Origin of the sequence: Campylobacter sp. US53 (assembly GCF_004378995.1) — a bacterium.
Taxonomy (GTDB): domain Bacteria; phylum Campylobacterota; class Campylobacteria; order Campylobacterales; family Campylobacteraceae; genus Campylobacter_D; species Campylobacter_D jejuni.
The window spans coordinates 60694-80872 of record NZ_RYYH01000006.1 but is presented as its reverse complement, the minus strand read 5'-3'; the positions used below and the strand labels follow the sequence as shown (position 1 = coordinate 80872).

The window sequence follows — 20179 nt, the reverse complement described above, 5'->3', positions numbered from 1 at the left end:
TAATTTTACTTGGAAAAAATCAAAGACATAAATTTTATACAAAGTATTTTATTTTTTCAAATATAAAATCAACTTAAATATCTAATTTTTAATACTTTGGTATGATTTTTTAAGATTTTAAGTCCTTATAGAATTTTATTGAAATTCAGTGATTTTTAAATCAAATAGTATTAAGATAAATCGATTTAAAAATCGGCTTTAAAATGAATATTAGGTATATTTTGCATAATATTCATTCAAGCAAAATTTAAAGCTATTTTTGAAAATTTTGAATGCATGGAGGCTTTAATGGATTTGGAAAAATTAAGATTAGCTAGAAGTCTTTATTATCAATGTCTAGGAGAGCTTTTTGTTTTTTCATTTTCTGAAGAAAGATTGTCAAAATTACAAGAGTATTTAAAGACAATGCAAGAATGTTTATTTGATGAAAATTTAAAATCAAATTTTGATATCTTGCTCAAGCATTTAGATGATGAAAATTCTATACAAGCATTTTTTAAAGAATATGATTTGCTTTTTTTAAGTCTTAAAAATAGCATTCCAACGACTTTTTCTTACATAGAAGAAGGTTTTGAAAATTCAAATCCTTTACTTTGTGTGCGTCAAATTTTAGTCAAAAGTAAAATAAGACGCAATGAAAAATTTTTTAAAGAAAGTGAAGATAGTGTTGGATTTTGTTTATTGTTGATGAGTGAATTTTTAAGGCAAAATGAAGATGATTTAGCCAAAGAACTTTTTGAAAAAGTGATCAATAAAAACATCGATGAGTTTTTAGGTGATGTTTTCATGAATAAAAATGCGAATTTATACAAGGAAATTTCAAGTATTGCATTGGCTTTTATGGAATTTGAAAGATTTTGCTTTGAAGTAGAAAAACCTGTAAAAATAAATTCTAAAAAAGTGCAAAACGATCTATCGCGTTCAGAATTTTTAAGAAGAGAAGCAAATAAACAAAGGAGGACTCGTGAAAAATCGCAGGGAATTTCTTAAAAAATCCGCTTTTGCCTTAGGGGCTGCTGGAGTGCTTGGTAGTACGACTTTAGCTCTAGCTAAAGATGAAGAAAGAAAAGATTTAGTTAAAGGTAAAAGTAAGAAAAAAGAAGTGCTTTTTCAAAGAAGTGCTAATTGGGAAAATTATTATATAAAGGCTGAGTAATGTCAAGTGTAGGTGAAAATATCAAGCTTACGCGTCGTTCTTTTCTTAAAATGGCAGCACTTTCAAGCCTAGCAACACCGTTGCTTGCTAGAAGTGAAACTTTAAGAGAAGCGAGTGCTGATGAGCTTAAAGAAGCGTACGAAGGTAGTAAAAAAGTAAAAACAGTTTGTACAGCCTGTTCTGTAGGCTGTGGGATTATTGCAGAAGTGCAAAATGGTGTTTGGGTGCGTCAAGAAATTGCTCAAGATCATCCTGTGAGTTCAGGTGGACATTGCTGCAAGGGATCTGATATGATCGATATGGTGCGTTCGCATGTGCGTTTAAAATATCCTATGAAAAAAGAAAATGGAGAATGGAAACGCATAAGTTATGAGCAAGCTTTAAGTGAGATTGGAGAAAAACTAGCTGCTTATCGTAAAGAAAATCCTGAAAGTGTTATGTTTTTAGGTTCTGCAAAAATGAGCAATGAACAAGCTTATTATGTGCGTAAATTTGCAGCGTTTTTTGGAACGAACAATGTAGATCATCAAGCTAGAATTTGACACAGCGCAACAGTCGCCGGTGTGGCGAATACATTTGGTTATGGCGCTATGACAAACCATCTTGGAGACATTCAAAGAAGTAAATGTATCATTATCATTGGGGCAAATCCAGCGGTAAATCACCCTGTGGGTTTTAGACATTTCTTAAAAGCAAAAGAAAAAGGCGCAAAGCTTATTGTTGTAGATCCTAGATTTACAAAAAGTGCAGCTAAGGCAGATATTTATGCAAGAATTCGTCCGGGAACTGACATTGCTTTCATGTATGGAATGCTAAAAATTATCTTTGATGAAGGTTTAGAAGATACAAAATATCTCGATGAAAGAGTTTTTGGAATCGATAAAATTCGTGAAGAAGCAGCAAAATGGACAGCTGAAGAAGTAGAAAATGTTACAGGAATTTCTAAAGAACTTTTAGTGCAAATTACTCACGAAGTAGCTAAAAATAAACCAACTACGCTTATTTGGGCTATGGGTTTAACTCAACATACCGTAGGAACTTCAAATACGCGTTTAGCACCTATTGTACAAATGGTACTTGGAAATATAGGTAAATTTGGCGGCGGAGTTAATATCTTACGCGGACACGATAATGTTCAAGGTGCTTCGGACATGGCTTGTTTAAGCGAAAATTTACCTGGTTATTATCCTTTAAATGAAGCGACTTGGAGATACTATGCCAAAATTTGGGGCGTAGATTATGAGTGGCTTTTAGGAAATTTTGTAAGTAAAGATTGGATGCATAAAACCGGACTTTCACTTGCTAGATGGTGGGCAGCAGCTTTAAATGGAAAAGATGGCAATGATGCTATCGATAATGCAGGAACGCCTTTAAAAGCTTTAGTAGTTATGGGAAATGGTATCACTTCAACCGCACAACAAGCTAAGGTTAAAGAAGGTTTAGAAGCTTTAGAGCTTTTAGTTTTGGCTGATCCTTTTGTAAATGAAGCAGGGATTATCGCAGAAAGAAAAGATGGAATTTATCTTTTACCTGCAGCAACACAGTTTGAAACAAGCGGAAGTGTAACAGCAACAAATCGTAGCGGACAATGGAGATTTAAAGTTGTAGATCCACTTTATGAAAGCATGGAAGATCAAGAAATTTTATTTGAGCTTGCTAAAAAATTAGGCTTTTATGAAGACTTTACCAAGACTTTACGCGATGAAAAAGGTGAGATCGTTTGGCCTGAAAATGCAACAAGAGAAATTGCAAAAGCAGTTAGAAGTATAGGGCTTAATGGTTGGAGTCCTGAAAGGCTTAAAAAGCATACTTTATACTGGGATAAATTTGATGAGGTAACTTTAGAAGGAAAAGACGAAGTTGCTGGCGAGTATTACGGGCTTCCTTGGCCTTGTTGGAGTGATAAACACCCAGGTTCTCCTGTACTTTATAATACCGACATTGAAGTAGCAAAAGGTGGTATGGGCTTTAGAAACAATTTTGGACTTGAGTATGAAGGAGAGAGTTTACTTGCTAAAAATGCACCTTTAAATTCGCCTATTGATACAGGTTATCCACAAATTACTAAGGATAATATAGAAAAAGTTTTAGGCATTACTTTAAGTGCCCAAGAAAAAGAAAAAATGGGATCAACTTGGTCTTATGATGATAGCAATATCATAGCAACTAAATGTATAGAAAAAGGCATAGTTCCTTATGGAAATGCTAAAGCTAGAGCTGTAGTTTGGACTTTTAAAGATAAAATTCCACTCCACCGTGAGCCTTTACATTCTCCAAGAAACGATTTGGTACAAAAATATCCAAGTTTTGAAGATCAAAAAGCACTTTATCGCGTGGATACTAAATTTGTTTCTGTGCAACAAGCTAAGGATTATTCTAAAGAATTCCCGCTTAATCTTGTTACTGCAAGACTTGTGAATTTAAATGGTGCGGGTATGGAAAATAGAGCATCTATGTATCTAACGCGTTTAACACCTGAAATGTTTTGTGAGATCAATCCTGAATTAGCAAAAGAGCAAGACATTAAAGCAGGAGATATGATTTGGGTGCATTCTCCAGAGGGTACTAAAATTCATGTAAGAGTGAAGGTTAATCCAGGTGTAGCAAAAGATATGATTTTCTTACCTTTCCATTTTACAGGGGTAATGCAAGGTGTGGATTTAACACATAACTTCCCAGAAGGAACTAAGCCTTATGCAAGCGGAGAAAGTGCTAATACGGTAACAAATTATGGTTATGATATTATGTGTCAGATTCCAGAGACTAAAGGTGGGCTTTGTAGAATCAGTAAGGATGGAAAATGAGTAAGGTAAATTTTGCAAATTTGGAAAAAGAACGCTTGAAATTCTTTTGTGATAATGAGCGTTGTATTGATTGTAATGGTTGTGCGGTAGCTTGTGATGAAGCACATGAGCTTCCTATTCACATTCGCCGTCGCCGTGTGATTACTTTAAATGAAGGAATTCAAGGAAAAGAAGTTTCAACTTCTATTTCTTGTATGCATTGTGATGATGCTCCTTGTTCTATCGTTTGTCCTGTGGATTGTTTTTATATCCGTGCTGATGGTATTGTTTTGCATGATAAAGAAATTTGCATAGGTTGCGGATATTGTCTTTATGCTTGTCCTTTTGGCGCACCACAATTTCCAAAAGATAGTGTTTTTGGAAATAAAGGCATTATGGATAAATGTACTATGTGTGCAGGTGGCCCTGAAGCAACAAATTCAGAAAAAGAAAGAGAACTTTATGGTCAAAATCGTATTGCAGAAGGTAAAGTTCCTGTATGTGCTGCGATGTGTTCAACAAAAGCACTTTTAGTAGGCGAAAGTTCTAAAATAGAAGAGATTTATCATAATAGACTTATGAATAGAAATTATGGCATTCCAAATCCTTCGGAAAGTTTGGAATGGAAGATTGCTTACACAGGAAAGGAGCGCTTATGAGAAAAGTATTTGCAACGCTTTTATTAAGCGTAGTAAGTTTATTTGCTTATGGTAGTGAGAGAATGGGACAAGATACTCAAATTTGGGATTTTCATCGTATTACAAATATCTCAAATTATGAAACTTTTGGCAAACTTTGGACAACTTTGCAAGGTGAATATATAGCTACTATAGCTTTAATTGCTGTTATTGCCGTGTTGTCTGCATTTGCTTTGCATTATATGGTTATAGGACCTAAACAATTTTCACACGATGGAAAGAAAATTTATGCTTTTACATTATTTGAAAGACTTTTTCATTTTATCGCGGCAATTTCTTGGGTGATTTTAGTGCCAACTGGCTTTGTGATGATGTTTGGGGCGACTTTTGGAGGTGGACTTTTTGTAAGAGTTTGTAAAAATTTACACGCTTTTGCAACGGTTTTATTTATCATCTCTATAATCCCTATGTTTTTATGCTGGATTAAAAGAATGCTTCCTGCAAGTTATGATATCAGATGGATGATGATAGTAGGTGGTTATTTAAGCAAAGTAAAACGTCCTGTACCTGCAGGTAAGTTTAATTTTGGTCAAAAATCTTGGTATTATATTGCTGTTTTTGGTGGATTTTTGATGATAATTACAGGTGGATTTATGTATTTTCTTGATTTTAATTCCACGGCAATTCAAGGTCTTTTTGGTTTAACTCAAATTGAACTTTTAAGAATTTCAGCTATAGTGCATAATTTCTTGGGTATAGTGTGTGCAGTATTTTTTGGTGTGCATATTTATATGGCAGTATTTGCAATCAAAGGCAGTATCCATTCTATGATTAGTGGTTATAAAGAGGAAGAAGAGGTTTATATTTTACATTCTTATTGGTATAAAGAATTAAGTAGTAAAAAACAAATTGAACCTAATTTTTCTTATGATCCTAATGTGAAAATTTAATCTTTAACCGCTATGTTATTGCATAGCGGTAGTTTTAAGCTTTTTTGAAATAAATAGAACGAATTTTATTTTACAAGTTGAATCTAAAATCTATTTTTCCATATATAAATTTGTTATTTATGTTTTTTTGATATAATATTATTTAAAGATATTTAAAGGATAAGGTATGGATCCATTATTTACAACTCAGATTTTAAAATATAAAGGTGATGAATCTTTTACATGCGATGATACTTTAGTGCGTGAAATTAAGCTTGAAATTTTTATTAATGATGAAAAAGTAGGTGCTTTAATGGCAACTCCTGTAGATGAACAGGCATTAGCAATAGGGTATTTAATGAGCGAAAATATCATTGCAAAAGTAAGCGATATTGAGAACATAGAAACAAAAGATGATGGTATGAGTGTGTATATCAAAGCAAAGATTGATAAAGAAAATTTAGCAAAGCTTAATGCTGAAGGCGTAGTTATAAGTGGTTGTGGTAGAGCACATACTGCAAATATCGATTTAGAAGCCATTGAAGCGAGTAAAATTAGTTCTGATGCAAAATTTAGCAAAGATGAAATTTTAAAACAAATGAGTACTTTTTATACTCAATGTGAGCTTTATGAGAAAACAGGCTGTGTGCATACGGCTAAGCTTTTTGTAAATGAGAAAACTTTTTTTATAGGTGAAGATATAGCTCAACATAATACCATAGATAAAGCTTTAGGAAAAGCATGTTTAGCTGGGGTTGATTTAAGTCAATGTTTTTTAATGGTTAGTGGAAGGCTAAGTTCTGAAATGGTAGCTAAAGCAGTTATGCATAAAATTCCAGTCCTTGTTTCACGCACGGCTCCTACTTGTTTAGGAGTTATGATAGCAAGAAAATTTGATTTAACGCTTTGTGGTTTTGCTAGAGAAAATAAGATCAATATTTATAGTGGAGAATTTAGAATTCATGGATAAAAACCAAGAAAAAGAAATCATCTCATACATGAGAGAATTGTTAAATAGTAATGAAAAATTAGATTGTGGTACGGCTTTTAAAATTGCAAAGAAATTTAATGTAAATATAGAAAAAATCGGACAATTAGCCGATGAAAATCACATGAGAATTGATAATTGCGAGTTGGGGCAATTTGGACATTTAGATTTTGAAAAAGCAAAGATTGAAGTGCTTAAAAAAATAGAACCTAGTTTAGATGAAAAGCGTAGAATTTTTTGTAAAGATGCAAGAGATATTGCTAAAGAAGGTTGTGGACTTAAAAGTATGCGTTCAGCTTTAAAAGCTTATAAGGTTGATGTAAAGTATTGTCAACTTGGTTGTTTTAAAGAAAAAAAAGGTAAGCAATTTATAGTAAGAACAAAAACTTGGATTGAAAATGCGGATGGAGATTTGCTTTTTGGACGAGGAAAAACAGAACTTTTAGAGCTTATCGGACAAACAGGTAGTTTATTGCATGCTTCTAAACTTATGGGGATTAATTATAAAAAAGCTTGGATGCATTTACAAACCTTACAAAAAAATTCTCAAGAAATTTTAGTTAGCACACGACAAGGACGCTCTAAAGAATCAGGAACAAAACTTACTCCTAGAGCTTTGGAATTAATGGAAAATTACTCTATTTTGCAAAAGGACATAGAAGAATACGCTAATAAACGCTTTAAAGAATTGTTTTTAAAAGGAAAAAAATAAATCTTCTATCAAAAAATACTAATACATAATATTTTTATAATTAATTAATGGTATTTTTTTAAAAAATATGTTAAAATATAAAATCCAAAATTTTATTTTTTAGGAGTTATTAAGATGTTTAAATCTTTAAATATAGGTTTAAAACTTATTTTTTCTGTAGCAACTGTTGTTGTTATTGGGCTTATTATTTTAATCTCATTAATCACAAAACAAGTAAGTCAAAATATTACCAAAAACACAGAAGATATTCTAGCTTCTATCACGAAAGAATATGCTACCCAAACTCAAGGAATTTTTGGGGAAATGATTGCTTTAAATAAAAGTATTTCAGGTACTTTAACAGAAATGTTTAGATCAACTTCAAAAGAAAATTTAGATATAGATAGTATAACAAATATTATAACCAATACTTTTGATAATAGTGCTTATTCTAATTTTACTTATTTGTATCTTATCGATCCGCCAGAATATTTTAAAGAGGAGAGTAAATTTTTCAATACTCAAAGTGGAAAATTTGTTATGCTTTATGTTGATGAAGAAAAAGATAGCAAAGGCGGGATAAAAGCAATACAAGCTAGTGATGAAATAGCTAATTTACAAGTTGTGCAAGATATATTAAAAAAAGCAAAATATGGGGAAAATAAAGTATATATAGGACGTCCTATTAGGATGAATTTAGAAGGTCAAGATTTTGATGCTGTAAATATTGCTATGCCTATATTTGACCGAAAGAATCAAGTTGTAGGTGTTATCGGTATGACTTTGGATTTTTCGGCTATTGCTACTTATCTTTTAGATCCTAAGAGTCAAAAATATGATGGAGAATTAAGAGTTCTTTTAAATTCCGATGGATTTGTCGCGATTCACCCTAATAAAAATTTGGTTTTAAAAAATTTAAAAGATATCAATCCTAATAAAGGTGCACAAGAGACTTATAAGGCTATGAGCGAAGGAAAAAATGGAGTTTTTAACTATATAGCTTTTGATGGTGATGATTCTTATGCCGCGATTAATAGTTTTAAAGTGCAAGATAGTTCTTGGACAGTTTTGGTAACAGCCCCTAAATATTCAGTTTTTGAACCTTTGAAAAAATTACAATTAATTATTATCAGTGCATCTTTGATTTTTATTTTTGTTGTTTTAGGAGTGGTTTATTATTGTGTAAGAAAAATTGTTGCAACAAGATTACCAATTATTCTTAATTCTTTAGAATCTTTTTTCCGTTTCTTAAATCATGAAAAAATTGAGCTCAAATTAATTAAAATTCGAGCTAATGATGAATTAGGGGCAATGGGTAGAATCATAAATGAAAATATTGAAAAGATTCAAATATCTTTAGAACAAGATCAAAATGCTGTAGATGAATCAGTGCAAACTGCTAGAGAAATCGAAAAAGGTAATTTAACTGCAAGAATTACTAAAAATCCTATAAATCCTCAATTAGTAGAACTTAAAAATGTTCTTAATAGAATGCTTGATGTTTTGCAAAGTAAAATTGGTTCTAATATGAATGAAATTAATAGAGTTTTTGATAGTTATAAAGCGCTTGATTTTAGCACAGAAGTATTTGATGCTAAAGGCGAAGTCGAGATTACAACTAATATTTTAGGTAAAGAAATTAAAAAGATGCTTGTAGCTTCTTCCAATTTTGCTAAAGATTTAGCCAATCAGTCAGAAGAGTTAAAAAATTCTATGCAAAAACTTGCTGATGGCTCTAATGCGCAAGCGAGTTCTTTAGAACAATCGGCTGCAGCTGTAGAGGAGATTAATTCTTCTATGCAAAATGTAAGTGGAAAAACAGTTGAGGTTGCTTCGCAAGCTGATGATATAAAAAATATTGTCAATGTGATTAAAGATATCGCTGAGCAAACGAATCTTCTTGCTTTAAATGCAGCTATTGAAGCTGCACGTGCTGGAGAACATGGGCGTGGTTTTGCAGTTGTTGCAGATGAGGTAAGACAGCTTGCGGAAAGAACAGGAAAATCCTTATCTGAAATTGAGGCAAATATTAATATACTTGTTCAAAGCGTAAATGAAGTAGCAGAATCTGTAAAAGAACAAACAGCAGGAATCACACAGATTAACGATGCTATAGCGCAACTTGAAACTGTAACTAAGGAAAATGTCGAAGTTGCAAATGTCACCAATAATATAACAAATGAAGTCAATCAAATTGCTGCAGCAATTCTTGAAGATGTGAATAAAAAAAGATTTTAAAAAAAGCTCATTTTTGAGCTTTTAAATTTTTTCTATATTATTTAAAATTTTTAAACACAAAACAAGTAATAAAATAATATTATTTTCCAAAGCTAATATTAAGGAAAAATAATGAAAATTGATTGTCGCAATCTTTCTTGTCCTCAGCCTATAGTTGAAACAAAAAACGCTCTTGAAAAACTTCAGGAAAATGAAATTTTAGAAATCGTTTTAAATTCTATTATTTCAAAAAATAATGTTGTAAAATTTCTTAACTCTTTAAATTTAAACCCTGTTGTAGATGAAAATGCACAAGAGTTTTGCATCAAAGTACAAAAAAATAATTTTAATTCTAGTGAAGTAAATATTCACGATTATAATGTTTTATTTTTAAAAACTGACAAAGTGGGTGAGGGTGAATTGGGACAAAATTTACTTGTAGGATTTTTAAGTACCTTAAAAAATTTAGATCATGCTCCAAGTAAAATTCTTTGCGTAAATGAAAGTGTTTTAATCAATGTTGATGAAAATCATAAAGCACATTTAGCTATGAAAGAACTTGAAAATTTAGGTATCGAGATCATAAGTTGTGGAGCTTGTCTAGAATTTTTTAATAAAAGCAAAGAGCTTAAAATAGGAAATATAGGTAACGCATATGAAATTTTAAACGAGCTTTTTGGTAAAGCAAAAATTATTACTTTGTAAAGGAAAAATACTGCAATATAAAAATCAAAATTTAACCCATTTTGTTAAAGCAGCAGGCTGAGCAGCGAAATTAAGCCCGGGTGGTCTTAAAACAATTTTAAATTTCATGCAAAAAACCCCTGCTTTACTTAGTGATATCGGAAATAATGAAGATGCAAGCGTATATCAAATCAGTCCCGATTTAGCTTTGGTGCAAACGCTTGATTTTATCACTCCTATAGTAGACAGTGCTTATCATTTTGGTGCTATTGCTGCAGCAAATGCTTTAAGCGATGTTTTTGCTATGGGTGCAGAGGTGATTAATGCCTTAAATATAGTAGGTTTTGATACTTGTAATCATGATTTAAATATCTTAAAAGAGCTTTTAGAGGGCGCAAATGATAAGGTTCAAGAATGCAATGCTTTAGTTGTGGGTGGTCATACTATAGAAAGCACTGAGCTTTTTTTTGGACTTAGTGTTACAGGAAAAATACATCCTAGTCAATTTATTGCTAATAATACTTCTAAAGTTGGAGATTGTATCATTTTAACCAAGCCTTTAGGAACGGGAATTTTAAGCACAGCCTTAAAGGCGCAAATGTTAAATCAAAAACATTTAGATATAATGCTTAAAAGTATGATGGAGTTAAATTATAAAGCCAGTCAAATTGTTCTTAAATTTCATCCAAGTGCCATGAGTGATGTCACAGGTTTTGGACTTTTAGGACATTTAAAAGAAATGCTAAATAAAAATATTTCTTTTGAAATTTTTGAAAGTGAACTTCCTTTTTTAGATGGAGTAAAAGAGTATTTTAATATGGGTTTAATTCCTGCTGGAGCTTATAAAAATTTAGAATTTATAAAAGAACTTATCCCTGATTTAAATGAAGAAAAATTATTACTTTGTGATCCGCAAACTTCAGGAGGACTTTTGATTTCTATAAGTGAAAAAGAATCCTTAGAATGTTTAAAAAAACTAGAAGATGAAAATATTCAAGCTAAAATTATTGCCAAGGTTGTAAATAAGCAAGAAAATGATATTATCATTTCTTAATTTTTGTTACTTATATACCCATTAAAATTTTTTTTATCATTTTTTATACATTTTCTATGATTTAAAATATTATTTTTATCTTATTTATATATTATCTATTAAAATTTATTTTATCTTAGGAGATATAAAATGATACAAAAAGCTTTAGCCTTAGCTGAAGAATTGCAAGGACAAATAGAAGTCAATATTTCAAATTCTGAAAAAGAATTTCATGCTAAAATGCAAAAACTTCTTAATAATCCCAAAAATAAAGTTATGCTTATAGAACTTTTAGATCGTTCTTTTAGATGTAAAGATAAAAATGCAAGTTTTGAGCTTATAGAATATACTTTGAGTAAATATGGCATAGCGGATTTTTTTAGCACTTTTGAAAAATTCCTACTTTTTAGCTTTTTAAATTTTGGCAAATTTGCTCCTAATTTAAGTGTACCTTTTTTTGTCAAACATTTAAGAGAAGATACTAAAGCTATGGTTCTAGATGCAAATCCTAGTGTTTTAGAACCGCACATTAACAAAAGAAAAGAGCAAGATAAAATTACCTTAAATGTGAATTTAATCGGCGAAGAGGTTTTAGGTGAAGCTGAGAGTAAATATCGTATGCAAAAATATGAAGAGGCTTTAAAATCAAGTTATATCACTTATATTTCCATAAAAATTACTACGATTTTTTCACAAATTAATATTATAGATTTTGATTATTCCAAAGAAGAGGTAGTAAAAAGACTAGATTATCTTTATGCTTTAGCCTTAGAAGAAGAGAAAAAACAAGGTGTATCTAAATTTATCAATCTTGATATGGAAGAATTTAGAGATTTAGAACTTACTGTTGCAGCTTTTATGGAAAGTGTGGCTAAATTTGATATTAAAGCGGGGATTGTTTTGCAAGCTTATATTCCTGATTCTTATGAGTATCTTAAAAAACTTTTTGCTTTTTCAAAAGAGAGGGTTTTAAAAGGTATGAAGCCTATTAAGATCCGTTTTGTTAAGGGTGCTAATATGGAAAGTGAAGAAACTATTGCATCTCAAAAAGGCTGGGAGCTTCCTACTTTTTACAAAAAAATAGATACTGATAGCAATTATAATAAAATGCTTGATTTTATTCTTGAAGGAGATAATTATAAATACATCAACATAGGAATTGCAAGTCATAATATCTTTGAGATTGCTTATGCTTATACACGCATAAGTGAAGCGGGTGCTTTAGATTCTTTTACTTTTGAAATGCTTGAAGGTATGAGTTTGCAATGTTCTTATGAATTATCTAAAATGCATGATTTAATCCTTTATGCCCCAGTTTGCGATGAAGCACATTTTAACAATGCCATTGCTTATCTTGTAAGACGCCTTGATGAAAATACAAGTGAAGATAATTTTATGCGTTATTTTTTCAATCTTAAAGTAGGAGATAAAAACTGGAATATCCAAAAAGAACTTTTTTTAAAATCTTTAGAAGGCATAAAAACTCTTGATAATACTACACATCGTAAGCAAGATAGAAATAAAGAATCAAATATCATAAGTTCCTATGAAAGTAAAAAATTTAGCAACGAAAGTGATACGGATTTTATTTTAGCGCAAAATAGAGCATGGGCTAAAGAAATTAAAGCTAAATATGAAAATTTAAAAGATTATGATGTTTATCCTGTTATAGGTGAGCTTGATTTTAAAGCAGAAAATTTAAATGTTTTAGAAGTTAAAGATAAGATTGAAGATAGAGTGATAGGAAAGGCTTATTTAGCCGGAGAAAAAGAAATCAAACAAGCTTTAGAAGTAGCTAAAAATTCCAAATTTACACAAAAAAGTCATGATGAAATTTATCAAATTTTAGCTAAAAGTGCAAAACTTATGAGAGAAAGAAGAGGGGATTTGATAGGTTTGGCAGCTTTAGAAGTGGGCAAAACCTTTTTAGAGATCGATCCTGAAGTAAGTGAGGCTATTGATTTTATAGAGTTTTATCCGCACTCTTTAGAAGAGCTTAAAAAACAAAATCCAAAAGTTAAATTCACACCTAAGGGCATAGGGGTTACCATAGCTCCTTGGAATTTTCCTATAGGGATTTCAGTGGGCACCATAGCTGCACCACTAGCTGCAGGTAATGTGGTGATTTACAAACCTTCTTCACTTTCAACTCTAACAGGTTATATGCTTTGTAAGTGTTTTTGGGATGCAGGTATTCCAAAAGACGCTTTGATTTTCTTACCTTCAAAAGGAAGTGATATTTCTAAATATTTACTTGTTGATGAAGCGATTAAATTTTCAATTCTTACAGGAGGGGAGGATACTGCTTATGCTATGTTAAAAGCTAATCCAACCTTGCTTTTAAGTGCTGAAACGGGCGGAAAGAATGCGACTATAGTTTCTAAATTTGCTGATCGTGATAGTGCGATTAAAAATATCATTCATTCTGCTTTTAGCAATAGCGGTCAAAAATGTTCAGCTACTTCTTTGCTAGTTTTAGAAGAAGAAGTTTATCATGATGAAGAATTTAAAAAGACTTTAGTAGATGCTGCAAGTTCTATGGCAGTGGGTAATCCTTTTGAATTTAAAAATAAATTGGGTACTTTAGCTGATAAGCCAAGTTCTAAAGTTCAAAAGGCCTTAGATGAATTACAACCTTATGAAGAATGGGCATTAAAACCTAAGTTTTTAGAGAATAATCCTTATTTGATGACTCCAGGTATAAAATATGGCACTAAAAAGGGTGATTTTACTCATATGAATGAACTTTTTGTACCGATTTTAAGCGTGATGAAGGCTAAAGACTTAAAAGAAGCTATTGATATAGTAAATTCCACAGGTTATGGTTTAACTGCAGGTTTTGAAAGCTTAGATGAAAGAGAATGGGAGTATTTTCACACTCACATAGAAGCAGGAAATATTTATATCAACAAACCAACCACAGGGGCTATAGTGCTGCGTCAACCTTTTGGAGGGGTTAAAAAATCAGCCATAGGTTTGGGTAGAAAAGTGGGAATTTATAATTATATCACTCAATTTTTAGAGATTAAGCAAGAAGATTTTGATGATCATTTAATTGAAGATAAATTTTCAAAAAAATTAGCACAAATAGATTTAAAAGAAGCACAAGATTTTATGAACGATTTAATTAAAATGTCTCAATCTTATGCTTATCATTATAAAAATGAGTTTAGTGTTTCAAAAGATTATGTCAATATACGTGGAGAAGATAATCTTTTTTCTTATACTAAAATAAAGAATATGGTTTTAAGACTTTGTGGAAATGAAAGCTTAAAAGATGTTTTAGGGGTGATTTTAGGTGCAAATATTGCAAATATTGATCTAAGTATCAGTTATGATAAGCAAGATATTAGTATGATAGAACGAATTGTTCAAAGCATAGGAGTAAAAGTATTATTTTTAAAAGAAAATAAAGAAAATTTTATCAAGAGTATTAAAGAATATGAAAGAGTGCGTTATTTAGCAAAACCAGATGTAAATGATGAGATTTATAAAGAGGCTGCAAAGCTTGCTAAAATCATCATAAGAGAAAAGCCATTGTTAAATGGTCGTTTTGAACTTTTAAATTATTTTAATGAAAAAGCTTTAAGTATATCTTTTCATCGCTATGGAAATTTAGGCATTAGAGCAATATCTTAATGATCAAGGAGAGATTGATGGAAGTAGTTCAAATTAATACCCCAATAGCAGTGATGTTTGTAGCTTATGCCTTGTTAATGCTTTATATAGGTTTTTATTTTTATAAACAAAATAAAAATTCAGAGGATTATTTTCTAGGTGGGCGTACTATGGGGCCTGTGATATCTGCGCTTAGCGCAGGGGCTTCTGATATGAGTGGTTGGCTTTTAATGGGATTACCAGGAGCTTTATATGTAAGTGGCTTTATAGATTCTTATATTGCAATTGGGCTTACTATAGGAGCTAGTTTAAATTGGATTTTTGTGGCAAAAAGACTTAGAATTTATACCAGTGTGATTGCAAATTCTTTGACTATTCCTGATTATTTTGAAACTCGTTTTGATGATGATAAACATATACTACGCATCGTATGTGCGGTGGTAATTTTGATATTTTTTACCTTTTATGTTTCATCAGGGCTTGTAAGTGGAGCAAAACTTTTTGAAAGTACTTTTGGTATCAGATATGATTATGCTTTAACTACTGGAACGATTATTATTGTTGCTTATACTTTTTTAGGCGGATACAAGGCGGTTTGTTGGACGGATATGATACAAGGGCTTTTAATGATGATGGCTTTAATTATTGTACCTTTGGTTATGCTTTATCATTTAGGTGGCTTTGGTGAAGCGGTGAATATAGTAAGAGAAATAAAGCCACAAGCTTTATCTATGGGCGAAGGAGTAGGAGTTATAAGCATTATATCTGCACTTGCTTGGGGTTTGGGTTATTTTGGTCAACCACATATTTTAGTGCGTTTTATGTCGATTCGTTCTACTAAAGATATTCCTATGGCCACTTTTATAGGTATTGCTTGGATGGCGGTTTGTCTTTTAAGTGCTTGTATGATAGGTATTTTGGGCATAGCTTATGTGCATAAATTTGAATTAAGTTTGCAAGATCCTGAAAAGATTTTCATCGTGATGTCGCAGCTTTTATTTAATCCTTGGATAGCAGGTATTTTACTCAGTGCTATTTTAGCAGCTATTATGAGTACAGCAAGTTCACAATTGCTGGTTTCAAGTTCTACTATAGCGGAAGATTTTTATAAAAAGATTTTTAGAGAAGATGCGCCAAGTCATGTTGTATTAAATTTAGGTAAATTAGGTGTTTTACTAGTAGCTGTAATAGCGTTTTTGATTTCTACTGATAAAAACTCAAGTGTTTTGAGTATAGTTTCTTATGCATGGGCCGGATTTGGAGCTTCTTTTGGTTCTGTAATGCTTTTTTCTTTATTTTGGAGTAGGATGACAAGAGTAGGAGCGATTTTAGGTATGATAACAGGAGCTGCTACTGTGGTGCTTTGGAAGAATTTTGCAAATTCAGGTCTTTATGAAATAGTTCCAGGGTTTTTAGCAGCTTCGGTGGTGATTATTATTGCAAGTTTGTTTACAAATGTAAGATCTGGAACTAAGACAGCTTATGAAAAGATGTTAAAAGAGCTTTGAGAACAAAAGCCTTTTTTAAGGCTTTTGTATTAAAAATCTTAGCATGGGTCCACTTTGATCGATTTCAAGCACTTTAAAACCACGGTTTTTTGCATCTTGAGGTATGGAATTGATACTTTGTGGGCAATCACAAAGCACTTCCAAAATTTCTCCGCTTTGAAGCTTAGGTAAGACATCAAGTGTTGCTATAGCAGGATAAGGACAAGCTTCACCTTGTAAATTTAAACTATAAGTAATTTTCACTGTTTATCCTTTAAGTTGATTTTTAAAGAAGTGTTTTTTGTAAAATACTACAAAAACAAACATCAAGATGAATAAAATAAGGTTGATAAAAAATCCATTTAAATTTCCAAATTCAGTTAAAAGATTGATTTTTATACCTTCTTTAAAAGCTTTTGGTAAAAAGTCGTAACTTAAAGCTAAAATCATAGTTCCTATTATATTTGCAATTCCTACTATCATAAAATGACTTTGTCCTTCAAAGGCACGATAAGCCCAACCACACTCACAACCTCCGGCAAAAACTATACCAAAACCAAACAAAAATGCTCCTACAGCTACAGCAGGAGAAAGTTCTATGAGTTTGCTAGTATGACCTTGCAAGATAAAAGCAAAAGCGATTAAAGAGGCGATAATCATACTGATTAATGCGCCTTTTATAGCATTATCTCTACCAAATAAAAACAAATCTCTAAAGCAAGAAGTAAAACAAATTTGCCCTCTAGAAATAACAAAGCCAAAAACAAAACCAAAAATCAGCGCTAAAGCTAGAAGGCTTTGTTTGTTTTGTGTGCTGATATTGCCGTTTGTAAAAACAAGATAAAACACCCAAACTAAAAAGGCTATGAAAAGTAATATACCTAAGTTAAAATATAGTTTTGTACGCAAACTTTGCTTGTTTAGCGGCAAGTTTTCTTTATTTACCCGTTCTAATTTAGCTTTAGGTTTAAAAAAGGAAGTGTTGCAAATTTTCACTCCTAGATAAATTCCTAAAACCATAAAAACAGTAAAAAGCCAAGTGTGTAAAGAAAAATAAGGTAAACCTGTAAAAAAATTAGCTAAATTGCATCCAAATGCAAGTCTTGCTCCATATCCTGAAAGAATTCCACCTACTATTGCTTGAAAAATTCTTATATTGCTAGCAGGTAGACGAAATTTGACTTTGTTAGCTAAAAGTGCGGCTACTAAACAACCTATAAACATACCTATGAGCATAATACCATCAGTTCTTGTTAAAGGGGTTCCATTTAAATTTTGCTTTTGGTAATAAGAATACCCATCTAAATTCATACCTAAAAGTTCTAAAAATTCACCACCCCAACGCGTCATTTCTCCAGTAACAGCCCAAACGCCACCAAAAATCCCAAAATACACTGCACTTAAAATTCCAAGTGCAATCATAGAACGGGAATTGTCCCAAAAATTGATTAAATATTTTTGTTTAAAAGAATTCAAAGAAAGATCCTAAAAATGTAATCATCAAAACTTGATGCTAAAAAAAGAGTGAGATTATAGCTTAAATTTAATATGAAGTCAAAAAGAATATTGATAAATTTATTTTGTTTTTCATTAAAAATCGCTATAATTATCACTTTGGAAGATTAGCGTATCTGGTGATCGCCACTGACTTCAAATCAGATGAAAGGATAGTTGACTATTCTTTGGGGAGTTCGATTCTCTCATCTTCTCGCCAATATTAAGTAAAATCAAGGAAATTTTTATGAGCAAAGCAGATATTATTGTCGGCATTCAATGGGGCGATGAAGGAAAAGGTAAGGTAGTTGATAAATTATGTGAAAATTATGATTTTGTTTGCAGAAGTGCAGGTGGACACAATGCAGGACATACGATTTGGGTAAATGGTGTAAGATATGCGCTTCATCTTATGCCAAGTGGAGTTTTGCATCCAAGATGTATTAATATTATCGGAAATGGAGTTGTGGTTTCTCCTGAAGTATTGATTGCTGAAATGGCTCAATTTGAAAATTTAAAAGGTAGATTATATATCAGTGATAGAGCTCATTTAAATTTAAAACATCATTCTTTAATAGACATTGCAAAAGAAAAACTCAAAGGCAAAAATGCCATAGGAACAACAGGTAAGGGTATAGGACCTTCTTATGCAGATAAGATTAATCGTACGGGACATAGAGTTGGAGAGCTTTTAGAACCACAAAGACTTTGTGAGGCTTTGATGAAAGATTTTGAAGCTAATAAAACTTTTTTTGAAATGCTTGAAATTGAAATTCCAAGTGCTGAAGAATTGCTTGCTGATTTAAAACGCTTTAATGAAATTTTAACTCCTTATATTACAGATACTACAAGAATGCTTTGGAAGGCTTTAGATGAAGATAAAAGAGTGCTTTTAGAAGGAGCTCAGGGTTCTATGCTTGATATTGATCATGGAACTTATCCTTATGTTACAAGTTCAAGTACTATTTCAGCAGGCGCTTTAACAGGACTTGGGTTAAATCCTAAAGAAGCGGGAAATATTATAGGTATTGTAAAAGCTTATGCAACGCGTGTGGGAAATGGAGCTTTTCCTACTGAGGATAAGGGCGAAGATGGAGAAAAAATTGCGCAAATTGGAAAAGAAATTGGCGTAAGCACTGGACGTACAAGACGCTGTGGATGGTTTGATGCGGTTGCTGTAAGATATACAGCAAGGCTTAATGGTCTTGATGCTTTATCTTTGATGAAGCTTGATGTTTTAGATGGTTTTGAAAAGATAAAAATTTGTCGTGCTTATGAATATAAGGGTATGGAAATCGACTATATACCAAGTGATTTAGAAAATGTTCAACCTATTTATGAAGAAATGGATGGTTGGGATAAAGTTTTTGGTATAAAAGATTATGATTTATTGCCAGAAAATGCTAAAAAATATATAGCAAGACTTGAAGAGCTTGCAGGGGTTAAAGTAAAGTATATTTCCACTAGCCCTGAAAGAGATGATACTATCATCTTATGAAAAGTAAATATAATTCTGTTGTAAAAGTAAGAAAACAACAACTTGATAAAGCAGAATCAAATCTTAATCAAGCCAAACAAAGACAGCTTGAACATGAAAAAGCTTATGAACTTTCACGCCAAGAGTGTGAAAGTTTAGGCGTATTGCCAAAATCAGGATCTATAGCAGAATTAAGATCAAATTTAAGTATGGCGCAAGTAGGACGCGAGGCTTTGGCAAGAGCTAAGGAGAAAGTAGAACTTTCTAAAAAAGAAATGAATCATTATCAGTTTTTATATCAAAAAGCGCATTTAGATTATGAAAAAATGAAGGCTTTGGAAACTGAAGAAATTAAACAAAAACAAAAAGAACTTGCGAAGGCTGAAGAAAAATTTTTAGATGAAATTGCAATCAGTCGTTTTTTCAAAGGGGAAAAAGATGATTAAAAAATTTATATTGTTAGTTTTTATTTCAAGTGTAGTTTTTGGAGCTGAACAAGATTGTGAGCAGTATTTTGAAGCTAGAAAAGCTCAAATTGAATTGCAAACTAGAGAATTTGATGAAGCAAGACAATCTTTAGAAGCTTATAAAGCCTCTTTTGAAGCTTTGCAAAAAGAAAGGCTTGAAAATTTAGAAAAAAAAGAGGCTGAGGTTAATGCAACTTTAGCAAAAATTGAAGAATTAAAGCTTGAAAACGCAAGGCTTGTAGAAGAGCAACAAAAGATTTTAAATTCAATCAATGATAAAACTCAAGGTAGGGTTAAAGAAATTTATTCCCAAATGAAAGATGCAGCCATTGCAGATGTTTTAAGTCAAATGGATGCAGAGGATGCAAGTAAAATAATGCTTTCTTTGGAATCGCGTAAAATTTCAGGTGTTTTATCTAAAATGGATCCAAAAAAAGCTAGCGAGCTTACTTTGCTTTTGAAAAATTTAGATAATAATGCTAGTAATTAGGTGATTAAAAGAATGAAAATTTTTCAT

General features: G+C 31.6%; 17 protein-coding genes and 1 tRNA gene. 16 read left to right on the top strand and 2 right to left on the bottom strand.

All coding sequences use genetic code 11. From position 1 onward, the window contains the following. Positions 1-276 precede the first annotated feature (276 nt). The 12 genes from ELQ05_RS05835 (at position 277) to putP (ending at position 16245) form a co-directional block, all read left to right on the top strand. Positions 277-990 carry a molecular chaperone gene (locus ELQ05_RS05835; RefSeq protein WP_079860164.1) on the top strand — a complete coding sequence of 238 codons (714 nt, stop codon included), beginning with the start codon at positions 277-279 and terminating at the stop codon, positions 988-990. Beyond that, entirely contained in the window at positions 965-1156 is a 192-nt protein-coding gene (locus tag ELQ05_RS05830; protein WP_002851537.1) for a twin-arginine translocation signal domain-containing protein, read from the top strand. Before ELQ05_RS05835 ends, ELQ05_RS05830 begins: the two co-directional genes overlap by 26 nt. Continuing rightward, positions 1156-3960, top strand: coding sequence for a formate dehydrogenase subunit alpha (locus tag ELQ05_RS05825; RefSeq protein WP_079742596.1), 2805 nt, complete (start codon positions 1156-1158; stop codon positions 3958-3960). Before ELQ05_RS05830 ends, ELQ05_RS05825 begins: the two co-directional genes overlap by 1 nt. Then, complete coding sequence (gene fdh3B / locus ELQ05_RS05820; RefSeq protein ID WP_002851264.1) at positions 3957-4598, top strand: formate dehydrogenase FDH3 subunit beta; 642 nt, start codon at positions 3957-3959, stop codon at positions 4596-4598. The genes ELQ05_RS05825 and fdh3B overlap by 4 nt, the downstream gene beginning before the upstream one ends. Beyond that, positions 4595-5527: a formate dehydrogenase subunit gamma gene (locus ELQ05_RS05815; protein WP_070241097.1), complete on the top strand. Its 933-nt coding sequence runs from the start codon at positions 4595-4597 to the stop codon at positions 5525-5527. Before fdh3B ends, ELQ05_RS05815 begins: the two co-directional genes overlap by 4 nt. A 166-nt stretch (positions 5528-5693) precedes the next feature. Next, complete coding sequence (gene fdhD / locus ELQ05_RS05810) at positions 5694-6476, top strand: formate dehydrogenase accessory sulfurtransferase FdhD (RefSeq protein ID WP_070241095.1); 783 nt, start codon at positions 5694-5696, stop codon at positions 6474-6476. Continuing rightward, positions 6469-7206 carry a winged helix-turn-helix domain-containing protein gene (locus ELQ05_RS05805; protein ID WP_002855349.1) on the top strand — a complete coding sequence of 246 codons (738 nt, stop codon included), beginning with the start codon at positions 6469-6471 and terminating at the stop codon, positions 7204-7206. Before fdhD ends, ELQ05_RS05805 begins: the two co-directional genes overlap by 8 nt. Positions 7207-7320: 114 nt before the next feature. Beyond that, positions 7321-9423 (top strand): aspartate chemotaxis receptor CcaA, encoded by a 2103-nt coding sequence (gene ccaA, locus ELQ05_RS05800; RefSeq protein WP_070316795.1) that lies wholly within the window; start codon positions 7321-7323, stop codon positions 9421-9423. A 111-nt stretch (positions 9424-9534) separates the two neighbouring features. Further along, positions 9535-10107 carry a sulfurtransferase-like selenium metabolism protein YedF gene (gene yedF, locus ELQ05_RS05795; RefSeq protein ID WP_052785480.1) on the top strand — a complete coding sequence of 191 codons (573 nt, stop codon included), beginning with the start codon at positions 9535-9537 and terminating at the stop codon, positions 10105-10107. Positions 10108-10117: 10 nt separating this feature from the next. After that, the gene (gene selD / locus ELQ05_RS05790) at positions 10118-11140 is read left to right on the top strand and encodes a selenide, water dikinase SelD (protein WP_079461991.1); all 1023 of its coding nucleotides are present in this window, start codon (positions 10118-10120) and stop codon (positions 11138-11140) included. Between the two features lie 129 nt (positions 11141-11269). Next, positions 11270-14758 carry a proline dehydrogenase family protein gene (locus tag ELQ05_RS05785; protein ID WP_088303606.1) on the top strand — a complete coding sequence of 1163 codons (3489 nt, stop codon included), beginning with the start codon at positions 11270-11272 and terminating at the stop codon, positions 14756-14758. Positions 14759-14775: 17 nt separating this feature from the next. After that, on the top strand, positions 14776-16245 hold the full coding sequence (gene putP, locus ELQ05_RS05780) for a sodium/proline symporter PutP (RefSeq protein WP_070300851.1): 1470 nt from the start codon (positions 14776-14778) through the stop codon (positions 16243-16245). A gap of 15 nt (positions 16246-16260) precedes the next feature. On the opposite strand, the gene yedF (ELQ05_RS05775) is transcribed toward putP, so the two are convergent. Then, entirely contained in the window at positions 16261-16488 is a 228-nt protein-coding gene (gene yedF, locus ELQ05_RS05775; RefSeq protein ID WP_088303605.1) for a sulfurtransferase-like selenium metabolism protein YedF, read from the bottom strand. Positions 16489-16491: 3 nt separating this feature from the next. Beyond that, positions 16492-17700 carry a selenium metabolism membrane protein YedE/FdhT gene (yedE, locus tag ELQ05_RS05770; RefSeq protein ID WP_070300849.1) on the bottom strand — a complete coding sequence of 403 codons (1209 nt, stop codon included), beginning with the start codon at positions 17698-17700 and terminating at the stop codon, positions 16492-16494. Positions 17701-17840: 140 nt separating this feature from the next. Between yedE and ELQ05_RS05765 the strand changes: the two genes are divergently transcribed. The 4 genes from ELQ05_RS05765 to ELQ05_RS05750 all read left to right on the top strand — a co-directional run bounded on the left by ELQ05_RS05765 (position 17841) and on the right by ELQ05_RS05750 (position 20152). Then, a tRNA-Sec gene (locus ELQ05_RS05765) sits at positions 17841-17938 on the top strand. A 27-nt stretch (positions 17939-17965) separates the two neighbouring features. Beyond that, positions 17966-19216 (top strand): adenylosuccinate synthase, encoded by a 1251-nt coding sequence (locus ELQ05_RS05760; RefSeq protein WP_052785477.1) that lies wholly within the window; start codon positions 17966-17968, stop codon positions 19214-19216. Then, on the top strand, positions 19213-19641 hold the full coding sequence (locus tag ELQ05_RS05755; RefSeq protein WP_002880459.1) for a flagellar export protein FliJ: 429 nt from the start codon (positions 19213-19215) through the stop codon (positions 19639-19641). The genes ELQ05_RS05760 and ELQ05_RS05755 overlap by 4 nt, the downstream gene beginning before the upstream one ends. Next, the gene (locus tag ELQ05_RS05750; RefSeq protein ID WP_002851265.1) at positions 19634-20152 is read left to right on the top strand and encodes a MotE family protein; all 519 of its coding nucleotides are present in this window, start codon (positions 19634-19636) and stop codon (positions 20150-20152) included. Before ELQ05_RS05755 ends, ELQ05_RS05750 begins: the two co-directional genes overlap by 8 nt. Positions 20153-20179: the final 27 nt, after the last annotated feature.